General features: G+C 73.0%; 12 protein-coding genes and 1 pseudogene. 9 read left to right on the forward strand and 4 right to left on the reverse strand.

Annotated elements, in window-relative coordinates; translation table 11 throughout:
- Positions 1 to 4 precede the first annotated feature (4 nt).
- Entirely contained in the window at positions 5 to 832 is an 828-nt protein-coding gene (locus GHR20_RS26355) for a methyltransferase (RefSeq protein ID WP_187279377.1), read from the forward strand.
- Positions 833 to 1,108: 276 nt separating this feature from the next.
- Positions 1,109 to 1,492: a DUF3040 domain-containing protein gene (locus tag GHR20_RS26360; protein WP_111582387.1), complete on the forward strand. Its 384-nt coding sequence runs from the start codon at positions 1,109 to 1,111 to the stop codon at positions 1,490 to 1,492.
- Between the two features lie 168 nt (positions 1,493 to 1,660).
- On the opposite strand, the gene GHR20_RS26365 is transcribed toward GHR20_RS26360, so the two are convergent.
- The 4 genes and pseudogenes from GHR20_RS26365 to GHR20_RS26380 form a co-directional block, all read right to left on the reverse strand.
- Entirely contained in the window at positions 1,661 to 4,039 is a 2,379-nt protein-coding gene (locus GHR20_RS26365) for a transglutaminaseTgpA domain-containing protein (RefSeq protein WP_153814568.1), read from the reverse strand.
- A 10-nt stretch (positions 4,040 to 4,049) separates the two neighbouring features.
- A pseudogene (locus GHR20_RS26370) lies at positions 4,050 to 5,393 on the reverse strand (DUF58 domain-containing protein); the annotation flags it as partial.
- Positions 5,393 to 6,433 carry a MoxR family ATPase gene (locus GHR20_RS26375; RefSeq protein ID WP_153814569.1) on the reverse strand — a complete coding sequence of 347 codons (1,041 nt, stop codon included), beginning with the start codon at positions 6,431 to 6,433 and terminating at the stop codon, positions 5,393 to 5,395. The pseudogene GHR20_RS26370 and the gene GHR20_RS26375, both read right to left, overlap by 1 nt.
- A 269-nt stretch (positions 6,434 to 6,702) precedes the next feature.
- Positions 6,703 to 7,251 (reverse strand): carbonic anhydrase, encoded by a 549-nt coding sequence (locus GHR20_RS26380; protein ID WP_111582391.1) that lies wholly within the window; start codon positions 7,249 to 7,251, stop codon positions 6,703 to 6,705.
- Between the two features lie 418 nt (positions 7,252 to 7,669).
- Here GHR20_RS26380 and rsmH point away from each other — a divergent pair, with 418 nt between their 5' ends.
- The 7 genes from rsmH to murD all read left to right on the forward strand — a co-directional run bounded on the left by rsmH (position 7,670) and on the right by murD (position 16,776).
- Positions 7,670 to 8,626, forward strand: a complete 957-nt coding sequence (gene rsmH, locus GHR20_RS26385) for a 16S rRNA (cytosine(1402)-N(4))-methyltransferase RsmH (RefSeq protein ID WP_111582392.1) — start codon at positions 7,670 to 7,672, stop codon at positions 8,624 to 8,626.
- Positions 8,627 to 8,683: 57 nt separating this feature from the next.
- Entirely contained in the window at positions 8,684 to 9,235 is a 552-nt protein-coding gene (locus GHR20_RS26390) for a septum formation initiator family protein (protein WP_153814570.1), read from the forward strand.
- Between the two features lie 5 nt (positions 9,236 to 9,240).
- Complete coding sequence (locus tag GHR20_RS26395) at positions 9,241 to 11,193, forward strand: penicillin-binding protein 2 (protein WP_275549792.1); 1,953 nt, start codon at positions 9,241 to 9,243, stop codon at positions 11,191 to 11,193.
- 163 nt (positions 11,194 to 11,356) lie between these two features.
- Positions 11,357 to 12,877 carry a UDP-N-acetylmuramoyl-L-alanyl-D-glutamate--2,6-diaminopimelate ligase gene (locus GHR20_RS26400; RefSeq protein ID WP_148027374.1) on the forward strand — a complete coding sequence of 507 codons (1,521 nt, stop codon included), beginning with the start codon at positions 11,357 to 11,359 and terminating at the stop codon, positions 12,875 to 12,877.
- 4 nt (positions 12,878 to 12,881) lie between these two features.
- The gene (murF, locus tag GHR20_RS26405; protein WP_148027373.1) at positions 12,882 to 14,288 is read left to right on the forward strand and encodes a UDP-N-acetylmuramoyl-tripeptide--D-alanyl-D-alanine ligase; all 1,407 of its coding nucleotides are present in this window, start codon (positions 12,882 to 12,884) and stop codon (positions 14,286 to 14,288) included.
- Positions 14,285 to 15,358 carry a phospho-N-acetylmuramoyl-pentapeptide-transferase gene (gene mraY, locus GHR20_RS26410; protein ID WP_085564303.1) on the forward strand — a complete coding sequence of 358 codons (1,074 nt, stop codon included), beginning with the start codon at positions 14,285 to 14,287 and terminating at the stop codon, positions 15,356 to 15,358. Before murF ends, mraY begins: the two co-directional genes overlap by 4 nt.
- Positions 15,340 to 16,776, forward strand: a complete 1,437-nt coding sequence (gene murD / locus GHR20_RS26415) for a UDP-N-acetylmuramoyl-L-alanine--D-glutamate ligase (RefSeq protein ID WP_194858997.1) — start codon at positions 15,340 to 15,342, stop codon at positions 16,774 to 16,776. The genes mraY and murD overlap by 19 nt, the downstream gene beginning before the upstream one ends.
- Positions 16,777 to 16,839: the final 63 nt, after the last annotated feature.

A 16,839-nucleotide genomic window follows, 5' to 3' on the forward strand; every position in this document is an offset into this window, starting at 1 on the left:
TGCCGTGCCGGACCCGATGCGCCCGCCCGTCTCCCCTCACCAGCCGCATACGGCCTCGCTGCGCTCCGACCGCTCCGGCACCCGCGCCTCGCTGCGTACCGCCGTGGTCTCGGAGGTCCTTCAGGACGCTCTCGACCGGCGGGTCAAGGCGACGGGACGGGACGCGCTGGACGTCCTCGACACCGGGGGCGGCAGCGGCAACTTCGCGGTGCCCCTCGCCCGGGCCGGCCACCGGGTGACCGTGGTCGACCCCAGCCCCAACGCGCTGTTCGCGCTGGAGCGCCGCGCCGCCGAGGCCGGCGTCGCCGACCGGGTCAGGGGCGTCCAGGGCGACGCCCACGGCCTGTTCGAGGTGGTCGAGCGCGGCGGCTACGACGCGGTGCTGTGCCACGGCGTCCTGGAGTACATGGACGACCCGGCCGAGGGCATGCGCAACGCGGTCGCGGCCCTGCGCCCCGAGGGCGTCCTCAGCGTGCTGGCCGCGGGCCTCGGCGGCGCCGTGCTCGCCCGCGCCCTCGCCGGCCACTTCACCGACGCCCGGCAGGCCCTCCAGGACCCCGACGGCCGCTGGGGCCCCGGCGACCCGATGCCGCGCCGCTTCACCGCCGAGCAGCTGACCGCGCTGGTCGAGGGTGTGGGCCTGCGGGTCGGCGCGGTGCACGGCGTGCGGGTCTTCGCCGACCTGGTGCCCGGCGTCCTGGTGGACACCGAGCCCGCCGCGCTGGACGCGCTGCTGCGCCTGGAGGCGGCCGCGGCCGAGCTGCCCGCGTTCCACTCCGTGGCCACCCAGCTGCACGTGCTCGGCGAGACGCCGGGCGCCACCGAGGTCTGAGCGCGCGGCCGACCCGCCGCTGATCAGGGCATCGGCGGCGGATGGAGTACAGCACAAGACCCCCGATCGAGGGGTTTGCGCCGTATGATCGAGGTACACCACCCGGCATGACGGGTCGGCCGCCGGGGAATGGAAGCATCGGCGAGCCGGGACGGCCATGACGGGACCCCGGTTGGTCAATTGGCGCAGAGGGGCGGGTTTCACGGGGGCGATTCCCTGCCTATCCTGAAGGGACCCCCCGGGTCGCCCCGGCGACCGCACGATGAGGAGGACTCCGTGCCGCTCTCGGAGCACGAGCAGCGCATGCTCGAGCAAATGGAGCGAGCGCTGTACGCCGAAGATCCCAAGTTCGCGTCAGCGCTTGAGGGAAGCGGGCTGCGTACGTACACCCGGCGGCGGGTCTACCAGGCGGTCGCGGGCTTCCTCGTCGGTATCGCGCTCCTCATGGCCGGAATGGTCGCCCAGTTGATCTGGGTCAGCGTCGTAGGTTTTCTCGTCATGCTCGGCTGCGCGGTACTCGCGGTCACGGGCTGGCGCAAGGCGCCCAAGCCGGGGGAACAACCCGCGGGCGCGGTACGGCGCCCGGTGCGGGCCAAGCGGTCCGTGATGGATCGCATCGAGGAACGATGGCAGAGACGGCGGGACGAACAGGGGCGGTAGCGCTCCGCTGGTTCGGCCGGGCTGTCTGAAGCTTTTCCGAGGGGTGACCACCGGTACCGGTGGTCACCCCTCGGGCTATACCCCCGGCTCCGCGCCGACTCGCCGTGGTGGCTGCTCGCGCGGTTCCCCGCGCCCCTTGCGGGGCACGAGGCGCGGGTGTGCGTCTGGCTAGCGCTCCGAGGAACGCGGGCGGCGTATCACCGGCCGGGCCGCCGTCGCCCGGGCGCGGAGCGTCGACCAGCGGGCCGAGGCCGCCCACAGCAGCCGGACCGCCGAGCGGGGCAGGAGGCGGGCCCGCAGGCGGGCCGTGCGGGGGGCCCTGCCGTAGAGGGCCGCCGTGGCCTGGCGCACGTCCTCGGCCACCCCGGGGGCGGGCTGCGGCCGGGGGGCGTACAGGACCCGTTCCAGGGCGCCGGCGACGCGGTGGACCGCGGCGCCGGCCGGACCGTCGAGACGGCCCAGGCGGATGATCCGGTCGGCCGCGCTCCGCGGGGTCTGCGACTCGTCCGGCGGGATGCCTAGATCCCAGGCGCTGTCGGTCAGCTCCCGCCACGCGGCCAGCGTGTGCGCCGCCGCCCCCTCACCGGTCCGGGCATGCCCGCCGAGCCGCACCGACCGCGTCCGGGCCCGCCACAGCAGCGGTGAGAGCGGGACGGCCAGCACCACCAGCACGGCCAGCGCGGTCAGCGCGAACCACCACGGGCCCGGACCGCTGCCGCCCCCGGCCGGGACCGCCGCCGCCGACGGCGTGTCGCACGCCCCCGGACCGCCCGCGCAGCGCGCACCGGCCGACGGGGCCGCCGACGGCTTCGAGGAGCCGTTCCTGTCCGGCAGCGACTGGTCCGGCTGCGAGGTCCCGGGCGTCACCGACTGGGTGTACGACGGCACCACGCCCCGCGTCGGCGTCGGCTCGAACCGGGTCCAGCCCACGCCCTGGAAGTACAGCTCGGGCCATGCGTGCGCGTCCTTCAGGCTCACCGCCACCGAACCGTCCGCCTGCGCGGTGCCGGGCGCGAAGCCCACCGCGACCCGGGCCGGGATGCCCAGGGTGCGGGCCATCGCCGCCATCGCGAAGGAGAAGTGGACGCAGAACCCCTGCTTCTTCTCCAGGAAGTTCGCTATGGCGTCCGGGCCGCTGCCCACCGCCACCTGGGTGTCGTACTGGAAGCCGCCGTCGGTGGAGAACCAGTCCTGGAGCCGTACGGCCTCCTCGTAGTGGTTCTTCGCGCCCGCGGTGACCTGCCGGGCGGTCCGCGCCACCACCTTCGGCAGCGTGCCCGGCACCTCGGTGTACGCACGCCGCAGCGCGGCCGGCGGTTCGGGCGCGGTCGCCAGCTGCCCCGCCGTCGGCCGCACGTCCAGGCTGGTCACCTGGTACGTCGTGCCGCGCGTGGTCTGCCCGTGGTCGCCCACCAGGGTCATGCCCACCGGTTCGTACCGCCAGCTGCCGCCGATCCGCACCTTGCTCGGCGGATAGGGCATCGGCAGCCAGTCCTGCGCGTACCAGTCCGCCGCCTTGACGGTGGTCCGCAGCGTGTCCCGCCGGACGTCGGGGCTCAGCCCGGACGGCGCCGGGAACGTGCTCGGCACGCCCACGATGTGCCGCTGCGCCGGTTTCCAGGTGGTGCCGTCGAACTCGTCCAGGGAGACGATGCGCAGATACAGGTCCGAGATGTCGGGGCTGCTGGTGCGCACGGACAGCACCGTGCGGTCGTCGGTGGTGTTCAGGCTGTCGCGCAGCGACACCAGCGGGTTGACCGCGGAGATGGTGCCGCCGCGGCCGGGGCCCGCGCCCACGCCCGCGCCGTCGGCCGCCAGCAGTCCGCCCTGCATCGCGGGCAGCACGAGCGGTACCAGCAGGGCCACCCCGAGGGCGACCGCGCCGATCCGCCGCCCGGTGCGCACCGGGGCGACCGTGCCCCCGTCCGGGGGACCGCCCTCGGCGCGGGACGCGGTGCCGAAGACGCGGCCCCACTGGGCGAGCCGGTCCCGGCCCTCGGCGAGCAGCAGCATCAGATAGCCGCCCGCCGCCACCAGGAACCACAGCCAGTCCGGGCCGCCCTGGGACAGCCCGGCGGCCACCGAGTACAGCGCGAGCAGCGGCAGCCCGGCGGGCGCGGCACTGCGGAAGGTCACCGCGAGGGTGTCCACCAGCAGGCCGATCAGCAGCACTCCGCCGACCAGCAGCAGCCGGATGCCGTCGGTGAGCGGTGCCGGTATCGCGTAGTGGCTCACGTCCTGCCCGCCCTGCCGCAGCAGTTCGGCGAGGTACGAGAAGGTGTCGGGGCCGGGGATCACCCCGGCGATCGCGTGCCCGCGGGCGAAGACCAGGGTGAGCAGGAGCAGCGTGGCCACCGCCTGCGCCAGCACGGTCAGCGGCCGGCCGAGCGGCACCCGGCGCGCCGCCGCGCCCACCCCGCTCTGCACGGCCACCAGCGGCACCAGCTCCAGCAGCCAGGACGGCCCGTTCACCAGCGGCAGCAGCGCGCACGAGGCCATCAAGGTGGCCGCCGCCGCGCACAACGCCAAGCGCGCCCGCCCGCTCACGTCCGTACCTCCCCGCCACCGCGGCCAGGCCCGAGCGCTCACGGTCCGCCCGGCGCCACAGCTCGTCGAGGGCGGCGCCGCGCGGTACACGCACCACCGTCCAGCCCGCGTCGCGCAGCAGGTGCAGCCGGTCCGTGTGCTGCTCCTCGGGGCGCGGGGGCCCGGACGGGTCGCGGGTCCAGGCGGCCGGGTCCAGGACGAAGGCGACGGCGCCGCCGCGCCGGCTCATCCCGGCGACCGTGGTGGCCTGCTCCTCGTCCAGGTCGCCGAGGAAGGCGATCAGCAGGCCCTCGCCGCCGCCGCGCAGCGCGTCGTGGGCCCGGGAGAGGTCCTCGCCGCCGGAGTGGTCGATCACCGCGAGGGTGTCCAGGATCAGTCCGGCCGTGTCCGCGGACTCCTGGCCGCCGCCCGCGAACCCGTCGGCGCTCTCGCCGGGCACCGCGCTGCCGGTGTCGGTCAGCAGCCGTACCGAGAAGCCCCGTTCGAGCAGGTGCACCAGCGTGGAGGCGGCGCCGGAGACGGCCCACTCGAAGGCCGAGTCGGGGCCCGCGCCCTCGTAGGCGCCGGCGCGGGTGTCCAGCAGGACGGTGCAGCGGGCGCGCCGGGGCTGTTCCTCGCGGCGCACCATCAGCTCGCCGTAGCGGGCGGTGGAGCGCCAGTGCACGCGGCGCAGATCGTCGCCGTACCGGTAGCCGCGCGGGATGACGTCGTCCTCGCCCGCCAGGGCCAGGGCGCGCCGGTGTCCGTCGCCGTAGCCCCTGGCCTCGCCGGCGAACCGGGCCGGGGCCAGCGGGGTCACCCGGGGGATGACGGTGAGGGTGTCGGACTCCGCGAAGGAGCGGGTCAGTTCGCACATCCCGAAGGGGTCGATGAGCCGCAGCTGGAGCGGGCCGAGCGGATAGCGGCCGCGCAGGTCCGAGCGGACCCGGTAGGACACCTCGCGCCGGCCGCCCGGCTCCATCCGGTCCAGCACGAACCGGGGCCGGGGCCCGAGCACATAGGGCACCCGGTCCTGGAGCATCAGCACCCCGGTGGGCAGCCGGGAGATGTTCTCCATCCGCAGCCGGACCCGGGCCTCGCCGCCGGCCGGGACGCGCGCGGGGGACAGCGCACGGGTGCCGGACACCCGGTAGCGGGTGTGGTGGAGCACGGTCGCGCAGGTCAGCGGCAGCGCGGCCAGCAGCAGGCCGACGCGCAGCAGTTCGCTCTGGCCGAGCACGTAGGCGCAGATCGCGGCGGCGATCCCGGCCGCCAGGAAGGAGCGGCCGCGGGTGGTCAGACCGGCCAGCGCGGTACGGACGCCGCCCGCCTCCGCGCGCTCGGCCGCCGCCCGCTCCGTCCCCCCGGCGCTCATCACAGACCTCGCGGGGGCTGCTGGGGATAGGCGGGCACGCCGCGGCCGATGCCGTCGAGTCCGCCGCGCGGGCCCGGGGCCGCGGGCACCGGGGTGCGCTGGAGGATCTCCTGCACCACCTGCTCCGCGCCGCGGCGGTTGAGCTGGGCCTGGGCGGTGGGCAGCAGCCGGTGCGCGAGGACGGCCACGGCGAGTTCCTGGAGGTCGTCCGGCAGCACGTAGTCCCGGCCGGCCAGGGCGGCGGACGCCTTCGCGGCGCGCAGCAGATGCAGCGTGGCCCGCGGCGAGGCCCCGAGTCTGAGGTCGGGGTGGACGCGGGTGGCGGCGACCAGCTCCACCGCGTACCGGCGCACCGGTTCGGCGACGTACACCCCGCGCACCACGTCGATCAGCTTCACGATCTCGTGCGCGTGCGCCACCGGCTGGAGGTCGTCCAGCGGGTTGGCCCCGCCGTGTACGTCCAGCATCTGGAGCTCGGCCGCCATGCTCGGGTAGCCGACGGAGACCCGGGCCATGAAGCGGTCGCGCTGGGCCTCGGGCAGCGGGTAGGTGCCCTCCATCTCGACCGGGTTCTGCGTGGCCACCACCATGAAAGGACTGGGCAGTTCATAGGACTGTCCGTCGATGGTGACCTGGCGCTCCTCCATGGACTCCAGCAGCGCCGACTGGGTCTTGGGCGAGGCGCGGTTGATCTCGTCGCCGATCACGATCTGCGCGAAGACCGCGCCCGGCTTGAACTCGAAGTCGCGGCGCTGCTGGTCCCAGATGGAGACACCGGTGATGTCCGAGGGCAGCAGGTCGGGCGTGAACTGGATGCGCCGCACCGAGCAGTCGATGGACCGCGCCAGCGCCTTGGCGAGCATCGTCTTGCCCACGCCGGGAACGTCCTCGATCAGCAGATGGCCCTCGGCGAGCAGCACGGTCAGCGCGATCCGCACGACCTCGGGCTTGCCCTCGATCACGCCTTCCACCGAGCCGCGCACCCGTTCCACCGTGGCGCTCAGATCGCTGAGGTTCTCTCGACCGTCATAGGTCGTCACCCGGCCCTCCTCGGCCCGTTCTTCCCGGGCCGGCACGCTTGATCACGGCCGGCCCACCCCGAAACACGGACACCACGCGGAAATGGTTCCGCGCGATGTCGCACACCGCATTCTCGCTGCCGTTACCGATTCGTGTCACCGCCTGTGGACAACTGCCCGCACGATGTCGGTCGTACGGCCCTTTCGACCAGGCTTTCGGTATGTTTCGGCGGGTGTCGCGTCGGGGCGGAAGCCGGTACGGAAAATGCCCCGGGCGACCGGGGCGCCGGTCAGGCCGGGTCCACCTCGCGCAGCGCGCCGGTGCGCACGTCGAAGACGAAGCCGCGCACGTCCTCGGTGCTCAGCAGGAACGGCGAGGTGCGCACCCGCTGCATCGACTGCCGTACGTCCTGGTCGACGTCGCGGAAGGACTCCACCGCCCACGCCGGGCGCTGGCCGACCTCCATCTCCAGGTCGTGCCGGAACTCCTCGGTGATGGTCTCCATGCCGCAGCCCGTGTGGTGGATGAGCACCACGCTGCGGGTGCCCAGCGCCCGCTGGCTGATGGTCAGGGAGCGGATGACGTCGTCGGTGACGACGCCGCCCGCGTTGCGGATGGTGTGACAGTCACCCAGCTCCAGGCCGAGCGCGGCGTGCAGGTCGAGACGGGCGTCCATGCACGCCACGACGGCGACCTTGAGCACGGGACGGGCGTCCATGCCCGGATCGGTGAACTCGGCGGCGTACCGCTGGTTGGCCTTCACCAGGCGGTCGGTCACGGCGCCACGGCCACTTATGGCGCCTTCGGATCCAGTGGGAACTGCTGCGGAAGTCGACATACTCATGACGTTACTGGTCACCCGTGGGCGTGGCCTGGTGTGAGAGCGGACAAAGAACGTCATCGTGGCTTGTTGTGAGCTACCCCATACGGACGGCAAACCAGGGCCGGAAGGGTGAATCCATTCGAAAGACGGCGTCCGTGCGGAGGCGGTGCGCGACGCGCAGGCCGGTTGATTGACCGTGCGACACCGTGGACTAAAGTGACGCGAAGCGGGAGGCGTGCTTCTCCCTGCTGGTGAAACCCCCGGAGACCCGGCACCCGCCCGGATCCGTCTCCCCGCGTGCGCGGCGCGTACGTACGGCTCGGCCTCCTCCCGCTCCCCGGTCGGCTGACGCTTCCGGCGCCGGCCGCCCCCCTGTTCACGAGCTGGCGGGGCCCGCGGTGCGCACGGCGCCTCGCCGGAATGAGAGGCCCCCTTGAGCCAGAGTCGACACGTCCCGGTGATGCTCCAGCGGTGCCTGGACCTGCTGGCACCCGCCCTGGAGCGCCCGGGAGCGGTGGTCGTCGACTGCACCCTGGGCCTGGGCGGGCACAGCGAGGCGCTGCTGGCCCGGTTCCCCGAGGCCCGCCTGATCGGCCTCGACCGGGACAAGGAGGCGCTGCGCCTGTCGGGGGAGCGCCTCGCGCCCTTCGGCGAGCGGGCCACCCTGGTGCACGCCGTCTACGACGAACTGCCCGACGTCCTTCGGCGGCTGGGCGTCCCGCGTGTCCAGGGCGTCCTGTTCGACCTCGGCGTGTCCTCCATGCAGCTGGACGAGGCCGACCGCGGCTTCGCCTACGCCCAGGACGCGCCGCTCGACATGCGCATGGACCAGACGACCGGGATGAGCGCCGCCGAGGTCCTCAACACCTACCCGGCGGGCGAACTGGTGCGCATCCTGCGCGCGTACGGCGAGGAGAAGCAGGCCAAGCGGATCGTCGGGGCGATCGTGCGCGAGCGCGAGAAGGAGCCCTTCGACAACAGCGCCCGGCTGGTGGAACTGATCCGCGACGCGCTGCCGCAGGCCGCCAAGCGCACCGGCGGCAACCCGGCCAAGCGCACCTTCCAGGCGCTGCGCATCGAGGTCAACGGCGAACTCTCGGTCCTGGAGCGGGCGATCCCGGCCGCGGTGAAGGCCCTCGCCGTCGGCGGGCGGGTCGCCGTGCTGTCGTACCACTCGCTGGAGGACCGACTGGTCAAACAGGTGTTCGCGGCGGGTGCGGCCAACACCGCGCCGCCCGGACTGCCGGTGGTGCCCGAGCGCTACCAGCCGCGGCTCAAGCTGCTCACCCGCGGTGCCGAACTTCCCACCGAGGAAGAGATCGCCGAGAACCGCCGGGCCGCCCCCGCCAGGCTGCGGGGCGCCGAGCGCATCAGGGAGGACGCCGAGTGAGCCGGACGGGTGGGCTGGTCCCCGGGACCCCGGTCCCCGGAACCCACTGGGGGAGCGGTGCCTAGGAAACCCGAACTGAAGGGGCGGGCCGCGCGGCTCGCCCGGCTCTTCCCGGCCGGCCGCGCCAAGGCCGCCCGCACTCCGTTCGTCCTCCTCGTCGTCCTGCTCCTCGGCGGCGGCCTCATCGGGCTGCTGGTGCTGAACTCCGCTCTGAGCGAGGGTTCGTTCAAACTCGCCGACCTCCAGAAGCGGACCCAGAACCTCACCGACGAGGAACAGGCCCTCCAGCGGGACATCGACGCCTACTCGTCTCCCGACGCCCTGGAGCGCCGGGCCCACGAACTCGGCATGGTCCCGGGCGGCGACCCCGCCTTCCTCGACCCGAACGGCACGGTCAAGGGCGTACCCGGCGCCGCCTCCCCCGCACCGGCCGTGTTCGAGGGCCCGCCCGCCCCCGAGTCCCTGGAGCTCACCCCGCCGCCCGGCCTCCCGGCCACCCCCGCCCCGGCGGCCGGGGCGCAGAGCCCGGTACCGCCCGGCGGTGCCACCCCCGCGGCCCCGGCCGCCACCACCCCCCAGTCCGCTCCCACCCCGACCCCCGGCAGGTGACGGAAGTGTCCGACAGGGAACCCCCGCGCCGTCGCGTGCCCCGCCCCGCGAAGCCGGCCCGGCCGCAGGGCGCCGTACGCCGGCAGTCAGGGCCCGGCGCCCGCCCGGCCCGGCGCCCGGGCGCGGGCCGGGTGCCCGCCCAGCGCCCACTGCGGCTCGGCAGCCCCCGGCCCCGGCTGCGCCTGGTGGGCCTCGCCCTCGGCCTGGTGCTGGCCGTCTTCGTCGTACGACTGCTCCAGGTACAGGCCGTGGAGGCCAGCGCGTACGCCGCGAAGGCCGAGGTCAACCGGTACGTCGTCCATACGCTGGCCGCCGAGCGGGGCGGTATCACCGACCGCGACGGCGTGGCCCTCGCCGTCAGCGAGGACGCCTACGACATCACGGCCGACCCGACGATGTTCAGCGCCAAGCAGCTGAAGATCGCCGACGGACCCGAGCGGGCCGCCGCCCTCCTCGCGCCGATCCTCGGCCAGGACCAGGCCGCCTTGGTGAAGAAGCTGCGGCCCGCCGACAAGAACTCCCGCTACACGCGGCTCGCCACCCGGCAGACCCCCCAGGTCTGGAAGCAGATCAAGGACCTGAGGTCGGCCCTCGCCCAGAAGGCCGGCTCCGCCAACGTCCTGGCCGGTGTCTTCGCCGACCCCAGCAGCCAGCGCGTGTACCCCAACGGCGACCTCGCCGCCGCGATACTGGGCTGGGTGAACGCCGAAGGCAAGGGCGGCGGCGGCATCGAGCAGATGCTGGAGAAGCAGCTCGCCGGGAAGAACGGCAAGATCCGCTACGCCCAGTCCGGCGGCCGCGAGGTGCCCACCGCGGGCTCCGCCGAGACGCCCGCCGTGCCCGGCTCCGACGTCGAGCTGACCATCGACCGGGACATCCAGTGGGCGGCCCAGAACGCCATCACCGACCAGGTGAAGAAGTCCAAGGCCGACCGCGGCTACGTCGTCGTCCAGGACACCCGCACCGGCCAGATCCTCGCCATGGCCGACGCGCCGGGGTTTGACCCCAACGACCTCTCCAAGGCGGACCCGGACGCCCTCGGCAACGCGGCCGTCCAGGACGCCTACGAGCCCGGCTCCACCGCCAAGGTGATGTCCATGGCGGCCGTCCTCCAGGAGAACGCGGCGACCCCGCTCACCCATGTCGTCGTACCCAACCGGCTGCACCGCGGCGACCGGCTCTTCCAGGACGACGTCGACCACGCCACCTGGGACCTCACGCTCAACGGCGTGCTCGCCAAGTCCAGCAACATCGGCACCATCCTGGCCACCGGCCAGCTCGGCAAGACCCAGCCGCAGGCCAACCAGGTCCTCTACTCCTACCTGCGCAAGTTCGGCATCGGCAGCTACACCGGGCTGCACTTCCCGGGCGAGACCCCGGGCATCCTGGCGCCCGCGCAGAAGTGGTCCACCTCGCAGCAGTACACGATCCCTTTCGGCCAGGGCTTCTCCATCAACGCCCTCCAGGCCGCGTCCGTGTACTCGACCATCGCCAACGGCGGCGTCCGGGTCCAGCCGAGCCTGATCCGCGGCACCAAGGGACCGGACGGGCGGTTCACCCCCGCGGCCAAGCCCGAGGAGAACAGGGTCGTCAGCGCGAAGACCGCCAAGTCGGTCGCCGAGATGCTGGAGTCCGTGGTCGACGACGAACAGGGCACCGGCATCTCCGCGCGCATCCCCGGCTACAACGTCGCCGGCAAGACCGGCACCGCCAACCGAGTGGATCCGGCCACCGGCAGATACCGCGGCTACACCTCGTCCTTCGCCGGATTCGCCCCCGCGGACAAGCCCCGCATCACGGTCTACTGCGCCATCCAGAACGCCACCTCCGGCGGCTACTTCGGCGGCCAGATCTGCGGGCCCATCTACAAGAAGGTCATGGAGTTCGCCCTGAAGACCCTCCAGGTCCCGCCCACCGGCGCGCCGGCCGCGAACCTGCCGGTCGAGTACAAGCCCTGACCAGCACCGAAAGCACAGGATCCAGCCAGTGACAACGATCACCCCAGGACCCGGGAACCACCGGCCCTCCGCGCCCTCGCTTCGCTCCGAGGCGGGTACGCCCGGTACGCTCACCGCCGTGCCACACGCTGATCAGTCCCAAACCACCCAGAAGGGCGCTTCCGTGACATATCCGGGACCGCCGCGACCGGTCCACGTCTCCGCCACACCCCTCGCGGAGCTGGCCGATCAGCTGGGTGCCGCCGCCCCGGACGCCACCGCCGAGATCACCGGGATCACCCACGACTCGCGCGCCGTCCGCCCCGGCGACCTGTACGCCGCCCTGCCGGGCGCCCGCCTGCACGGCGCCGACTTCGTCACCCAGGCCGCCGGCCTCGGCGCGACCGCCGTGCTCACCGACCCGACCGGCGCCGAGCGTGCCGCCGCGACCGGACTGCCGGTCCTGGTGGTGCCCGACCCGCGGGCCCTGATGGGCGAACTGGCCGCCACCATCTACGGCCACCCGGGGCGCGACCTGCTCCAGATCGGCATCACCGGCACCTCCGGCAAGACCACCACGGCCTACCTGGTCGAGGGCGGCCTGCGGACCGTGAAGGCCACCGGACTGATCGGCACCGTCGAGATGCGCATCGGCGACGAGCGCATCAAGTCCGAGCGCACCACCCCCGAAGCCACCGATCTCCAGGCCCTGTTCGCCGTCATGCGCGAACGCGGCACCGAGGCGGTCGCCATGGAGGTCTCCAGCCACGCCCTGGTCCTCGGCCGGGTCGACGGCTGCGTCTTCGACATCGCGGTCTTCACCAACCTCAGCCCGGAACACATGGAGTTCCACTCCGGCATGGAGGACTACTTCCGGGCCAAGGCGCAGCTCTTCACGCCGAAGCGCAGCAGACTCGGCGTCGTCAACGTGGACGACGAGTACGGCCGCCGCCTCGTCGACGAGGCCACCGTCCCCGTCGTCACCTTCTCCGCCGAGGGCCACCCGGACGCCGACTGGCGCGCCGAGCACGTCCAGGTCGGCCCGCTGGACTCGACGTTCACCGTGCTCGGCCCGAACGGCGAGCGGGTGCAGGCCAGGTCGCCGCTGGCCGGCCCCTTCAACGTGGCGAACACCCTCGCCGCCGTGGTCGCCCTCGCCGCGGCCGGGCTCGACGCGCAGACCGCCGCCGACGGCATCGCCGCCGTCCCGGGCGTCCCCGGCCGCCTGGAGCGTGTCGACGCCGGACAGCCCTACCTCGCGGTCGTGGACTACGCCCACAAGACCGACGCGGTCGAGTCGGTGCTCAAGGCGCTGCGCAAGGTCACCAAGGGCCGGCTGCACATCGTCCTGGGCTGCGGCGGCGACCGCGACCTGACCAAGCGCGCCCCGATGGGCGCCGCCGCGGCCCGGCTCGCCGACACGGCCGTACTGACGTCGGACAACCCCCGCTCCGAGGACCCGCTCGCGATCCTCGCGACCATGCTCCAGGGCGCGGCCTCCGTGCCCGCGCACGAACGCGGCGAGGTGCTGCTCTTCGAGGAGCGGGCCGCCGCCATCGCCGCCGCCGTGGGCCGCGCCCAGGCCGGCGACACCGTGCTGGTCGCGGGCAAGGGCCACGAGCAGGGCCAGGACATCGCCGGTGTGGTCCGTCCCTTCGACGACCGCCAGGTGCTTCGCGAAGCTATCCAGAAGACCCAGGGATGAACTTGTGATCGCCCTCTCCCTCGCCGAGATCGCAGCTGTCGTCGGCGGGCAGACGCACGACATACCGGATCCGTCCGTGCAGGTCACCGGACCGGTCGTCCGGGACTCCCGGGAGGTGGTGCCCGGCAGCCTGTTCGCCGCGTTCGTCGGCGAGCGCGTGGACGGCCACGACTTCGCGCCGCAGGTCGTCGAGGCGGGCGCGGTCGCCGTGCTGGCCTCGCGCCCGGTCGGGGTGCCCGCGATCGTGGTCGAGGACGTCCAGAGCGCCCTCGGCGCCCTCGCCCGGCACGTCGTCGCCCGGCTCGGCGCGACCCTCGTCGCCCTGACCGGCTCGGCAGGCAAGACCAGCACCAAGGACCTCATCGCCCAGGTGCTGAGCGGCAAGGCGCCGACGGTGTTCACGCCGGGCTCGTTCAACAACGAGATCGGGCTGCCGCTGACCGCCCTCACCGCGACCGAGGAAACCCGTTTCCTGGTCCTGGAGATGGGCGCCCGGGGCATCGGCCACATCCGCTACCTCACCGGCCTCACCCCGCCGCGGATCGGTGTCGTCCTCAACGTCGGCTCCGCCCACATCGGCGAGTTCGGCGGCCGCGAGCAGATCGCCCAGGCCAAGGGCGAGATCATCGAGGGGCTGCCCGAGGACGGCGCGGCCGTGCTCAACGCGGACGACCCGCTGGTGCGTGCCATGGCACCGCGTACCAAGGCGAAGGTGATTCTCTTCGGAGAGTCGGCCGAAGCGGACGTACGTGCCGAGAATGTACGACTCACGGACACCGGACAGCCCGCCTTCAGGCTTCACACACCCTCCGGTGCATCTGATGTGACCATGCGCCTGTACGGTGAGCATCACGTGTCGAACGCGCTCGCCGCGGCCGCCGTCGCCCATGAGCTGGGCATGTCCGCGGAAGAGATCGCCACCGCGCTCTCCGGTGCGGGCTCCCTCTCCCGCTGGCGCATGGAGGTCACCGAGCGCCCGGACGGCGTGACCATCGTCAACGACGCCTACAACGCCAACCCCGAGTCCATGCGGGCCGCCCTCCGGGCACTCGCGGCCATGGGCAACGGGCGGCGTACGTGGGCGGTGCTCGGCAAGATGGCCGAGCTGGGGGACGAGGCGCTCGCCGAGCACGACGCCGTCGGACGGCTCGCCGTCCGGCTCAACGTCAGCAAGCTCGTCGCCGTCGGGGGGATCGAAGCCTCCTGGCTGCAACTGGGCGCATATAACGAGGGTTCGTGGGGTGAGGAGTCGGTGCACGTGTCCGACGCACAGGCGGCGATCGACCTGTTGCGCAGCGAGTTGCGCCCGGGGGACGTCGTCCTCGTGAAGGCGTCCCGTTCGGTGGGGCTCGAAGGTGTCGCCGCGGCGCTGCTGGAGACCGGTGCCGAGGGTGAGGTTGCCGCCCGATGATGAACCAGATCCTGTTCTCGGGTGTCATTGGCCTCTTCCTCACCCTGGTCGGCACCCCGCTGCTGATCAAGCTGCTGGCCCGCAAGGGCTACGGCCAGTTCATCCGTGACGACGGCCCGCGCGAGCACCTCAGCAAGCGCGGTACGCCGACCATGGGTGGTATCGCCTTCATCTTCGCCACGGTCGCCGCGTACTTTCTGTCCAAGGTGATCGCGGGCAAGCCGCCGTCCTTCTCCGGCCTGCTGGTGCTCGGCCTGATGGTGGGCATGGGCCTGGTCGGCTTCCTGGACGACTACATCAAGATCGTCAAGCGGCGCTCGCTGGGTCTGCGCGCCAAGGCGAAGATGGCCGGCCAGCTGATCGTCGGCATCTCCTTCGCCGTCCTGGCGCTGATGTTCCCCGACTCCCGCGGCAACACCCCGGCCTCCACCAAGCTGTCGTTCATCACGGACTTCGGCTGGTCGATCGGCCCGGTGCTGTTCGTGATCTGGGCGCTGTTCATGATCCTCGCGATGTCGAACGGCGTGAACCTGACCGACGGTCTGGACGGCCTCGCCACCGGCGCCTCCGTCCTGGTCTTCGGCGCCTACACGTTCATCGGCGTCTGGCAGTACCAGGAGTCCTGCGCCAACGCGCAGACCCTGACCAACCCGGCCGCCTGCTACGAGGTGCGCGATCCGCTCGACCTCGCCGTGGTCGCCTCCGCGCTGATGGGCGCCTGCCTGGGCTTCCTGTGGTGGAACACGTCCCCGGCGAAGATCTTCATGGGCGACACCGGCTCGCTCGCCCTCGGCGGTGTCCTCACCGGCCTGGCCATCCTCTCCCGCACGGAGCTGCTGGTGGCCATCATGGGCGGCCTGTTCGTCCTCATCACCATGTCGGTCGTCATCCAGGTCGGCTCCTTCCGGCTCACCGGAAAACGCGTCTTCCGGATGGCGCCACTCCAGCACCACTTCGAACTCAAGGGCTGGTCCGAGGTCTTGGTCGTGGTCCGCTTCTGGATCATCCAAGGCATCTGTGTGATCGTCGGACTGGGCCTCTTCTACGCGGGATGGGCAGCGGAAAAGTGACCACCGGCTCGGCGCCCTTCGACTTCCAGGGCAAGCACGTCACCGTCGCGGGACTCGGCGTCTCCGGTGTCCCGGCGGCCAGGGCACTGCACGCGCGCGGCGCGATCGTCACCGTCGTCAACGACGGCGACGACGCCCGCGCCCGCGAGCAGGCCGAGGGCCTGGAGGCGCTCGGCGTCACCGTGCGCCTCGGTGACGGCGCGACCCTCCCGGAGGGCACCGAGCTGATCGTCACCGCCCCCGGCTGGCAGCCCGGCAAGCCGCTCTTCCAGGCGGCCGCCGAGGCGGACGTGCCGGTCTGGGGCGATGTGGAGCTGGCCTGGCGGCTGCGGGGGCCCGACGCGGTCCCCTGGCTGGCCGTCACCGGCACCAACGGCAAGACCACCACCGTGCAGATGCTCGCCTCCATCCTGAAGGCGGCGGGCCTGCGCACGGCGGCCGTCGGCAACATCGGGGTCTCGCTGCTGGACGCCGTCCTCGGGGAGGAGACGTACGACGTCCTCGCCGTGGAGCTGTCCAGCTACCAGCTGCACTGGGCGCCCTCGCTGCGCGCCCACTCCGCCGTCGTCCTCAACCTCGCGCCCGACCACCTCGACTGGCACGGCTCCATGGCGGCGTACGCCGCCGACAAGGGCCGTATCTACGAGGGCAACCGGGTCGCCTGCGTCTACAACGTGGCCGACCGGGCCACCGAGGACCTGGTGCGCGAGGCCGACGTCGAGGAGGGCTGCCGGGCCATCGGGTTCACCCTCGGCACCCCCGGACCCTCCCAACTCGGCGTCGTGGACGGCATCCTGGTCGACCGCGCCTTCGTGGAGAACCGGCAGAAGAACGCGCAGGAGCTGGCCGAGGTCTCCGACGTCCGGCCGCCGGCCCCGCACAACATCGCCAACGCCCTCGCGGCGGCGGCCCTCGCGCGCGCCTTCGGGGTGCCCGCCCAGGCCGTACGGGACGGACTGCGCGCCTTCCGGCCGGACGCCCACCGCATCGAGCACGTCGCCGACCTCGACGGCGTGGCCTACGTGGACGACTCCAAGGCCACCAACACCCATGCCGCGCAGGCATCGTTGGCGGCGTACGACTCGATCGTGTGGATCGCAGGCGGCCTCGCCAAGGGCGCGACCTTCGACGAACTGGTCGCCGCCTCGGCCGAGCACCTGCGCGCCGTCGTCCTGATCGGCGCCGACCGGGCGCTGATCCGGGAGGCCCTTGCGCGACACGCCCCGGAAGTACCCGTGGTCGACCTCGACCGGACCGACACTGGGGCGATGCTCCAGGCGGTGACGGAGGCCAAGCGGCTCGCGGTCGCCGGGGACACGGTGCTCCTCGCGCCGGCCTGCGCCTCCATGGACATGTTCACCAACTACAACCAGCGCGGTGACGCGTTCGCGACGGCGGTCGGCGAACTCCGCGCCTGACCCCGGCCGCCCGCCGGGCGGATCCTGGGAGGGACGCGCGGGGCGGCCGACGTCCAGTGGAGG

Source organism: Streptomyces sp. SUK 48 (genome assembly GCF_009650765.1).
In the GTDB taxonomy this organism is placed as follows: Bacteria; Actinomycetota; Actinomycetes; order Streptomycetales; family Streptomycetaceae; genus Streptomyces.

Excerpts from the sequence above, each read along its gene's own strand:
- GHR20_RS26380 (WP_111582391.1), bottom strand. The coding sequence starts at position 7,251 with ATGTCGACTTCCGCAGCAGTTCCCACTGGATCCGAAGGCGCCATAAGT.
- mraY (WP_085564303.1), top strand. The coding sequence starts at position 14,285 with ATGATGAACCAGATCCTGTTCTCGGGTGTCATTGGCCTCTTCCTCACC.
- murD (WP_194858997.1), top strand. The coding sequence starts at position 15,340 with ATGGGCAGCGGAAAAGTGACCACCGGCTCGGCGCCCTTCGACTTCCAG.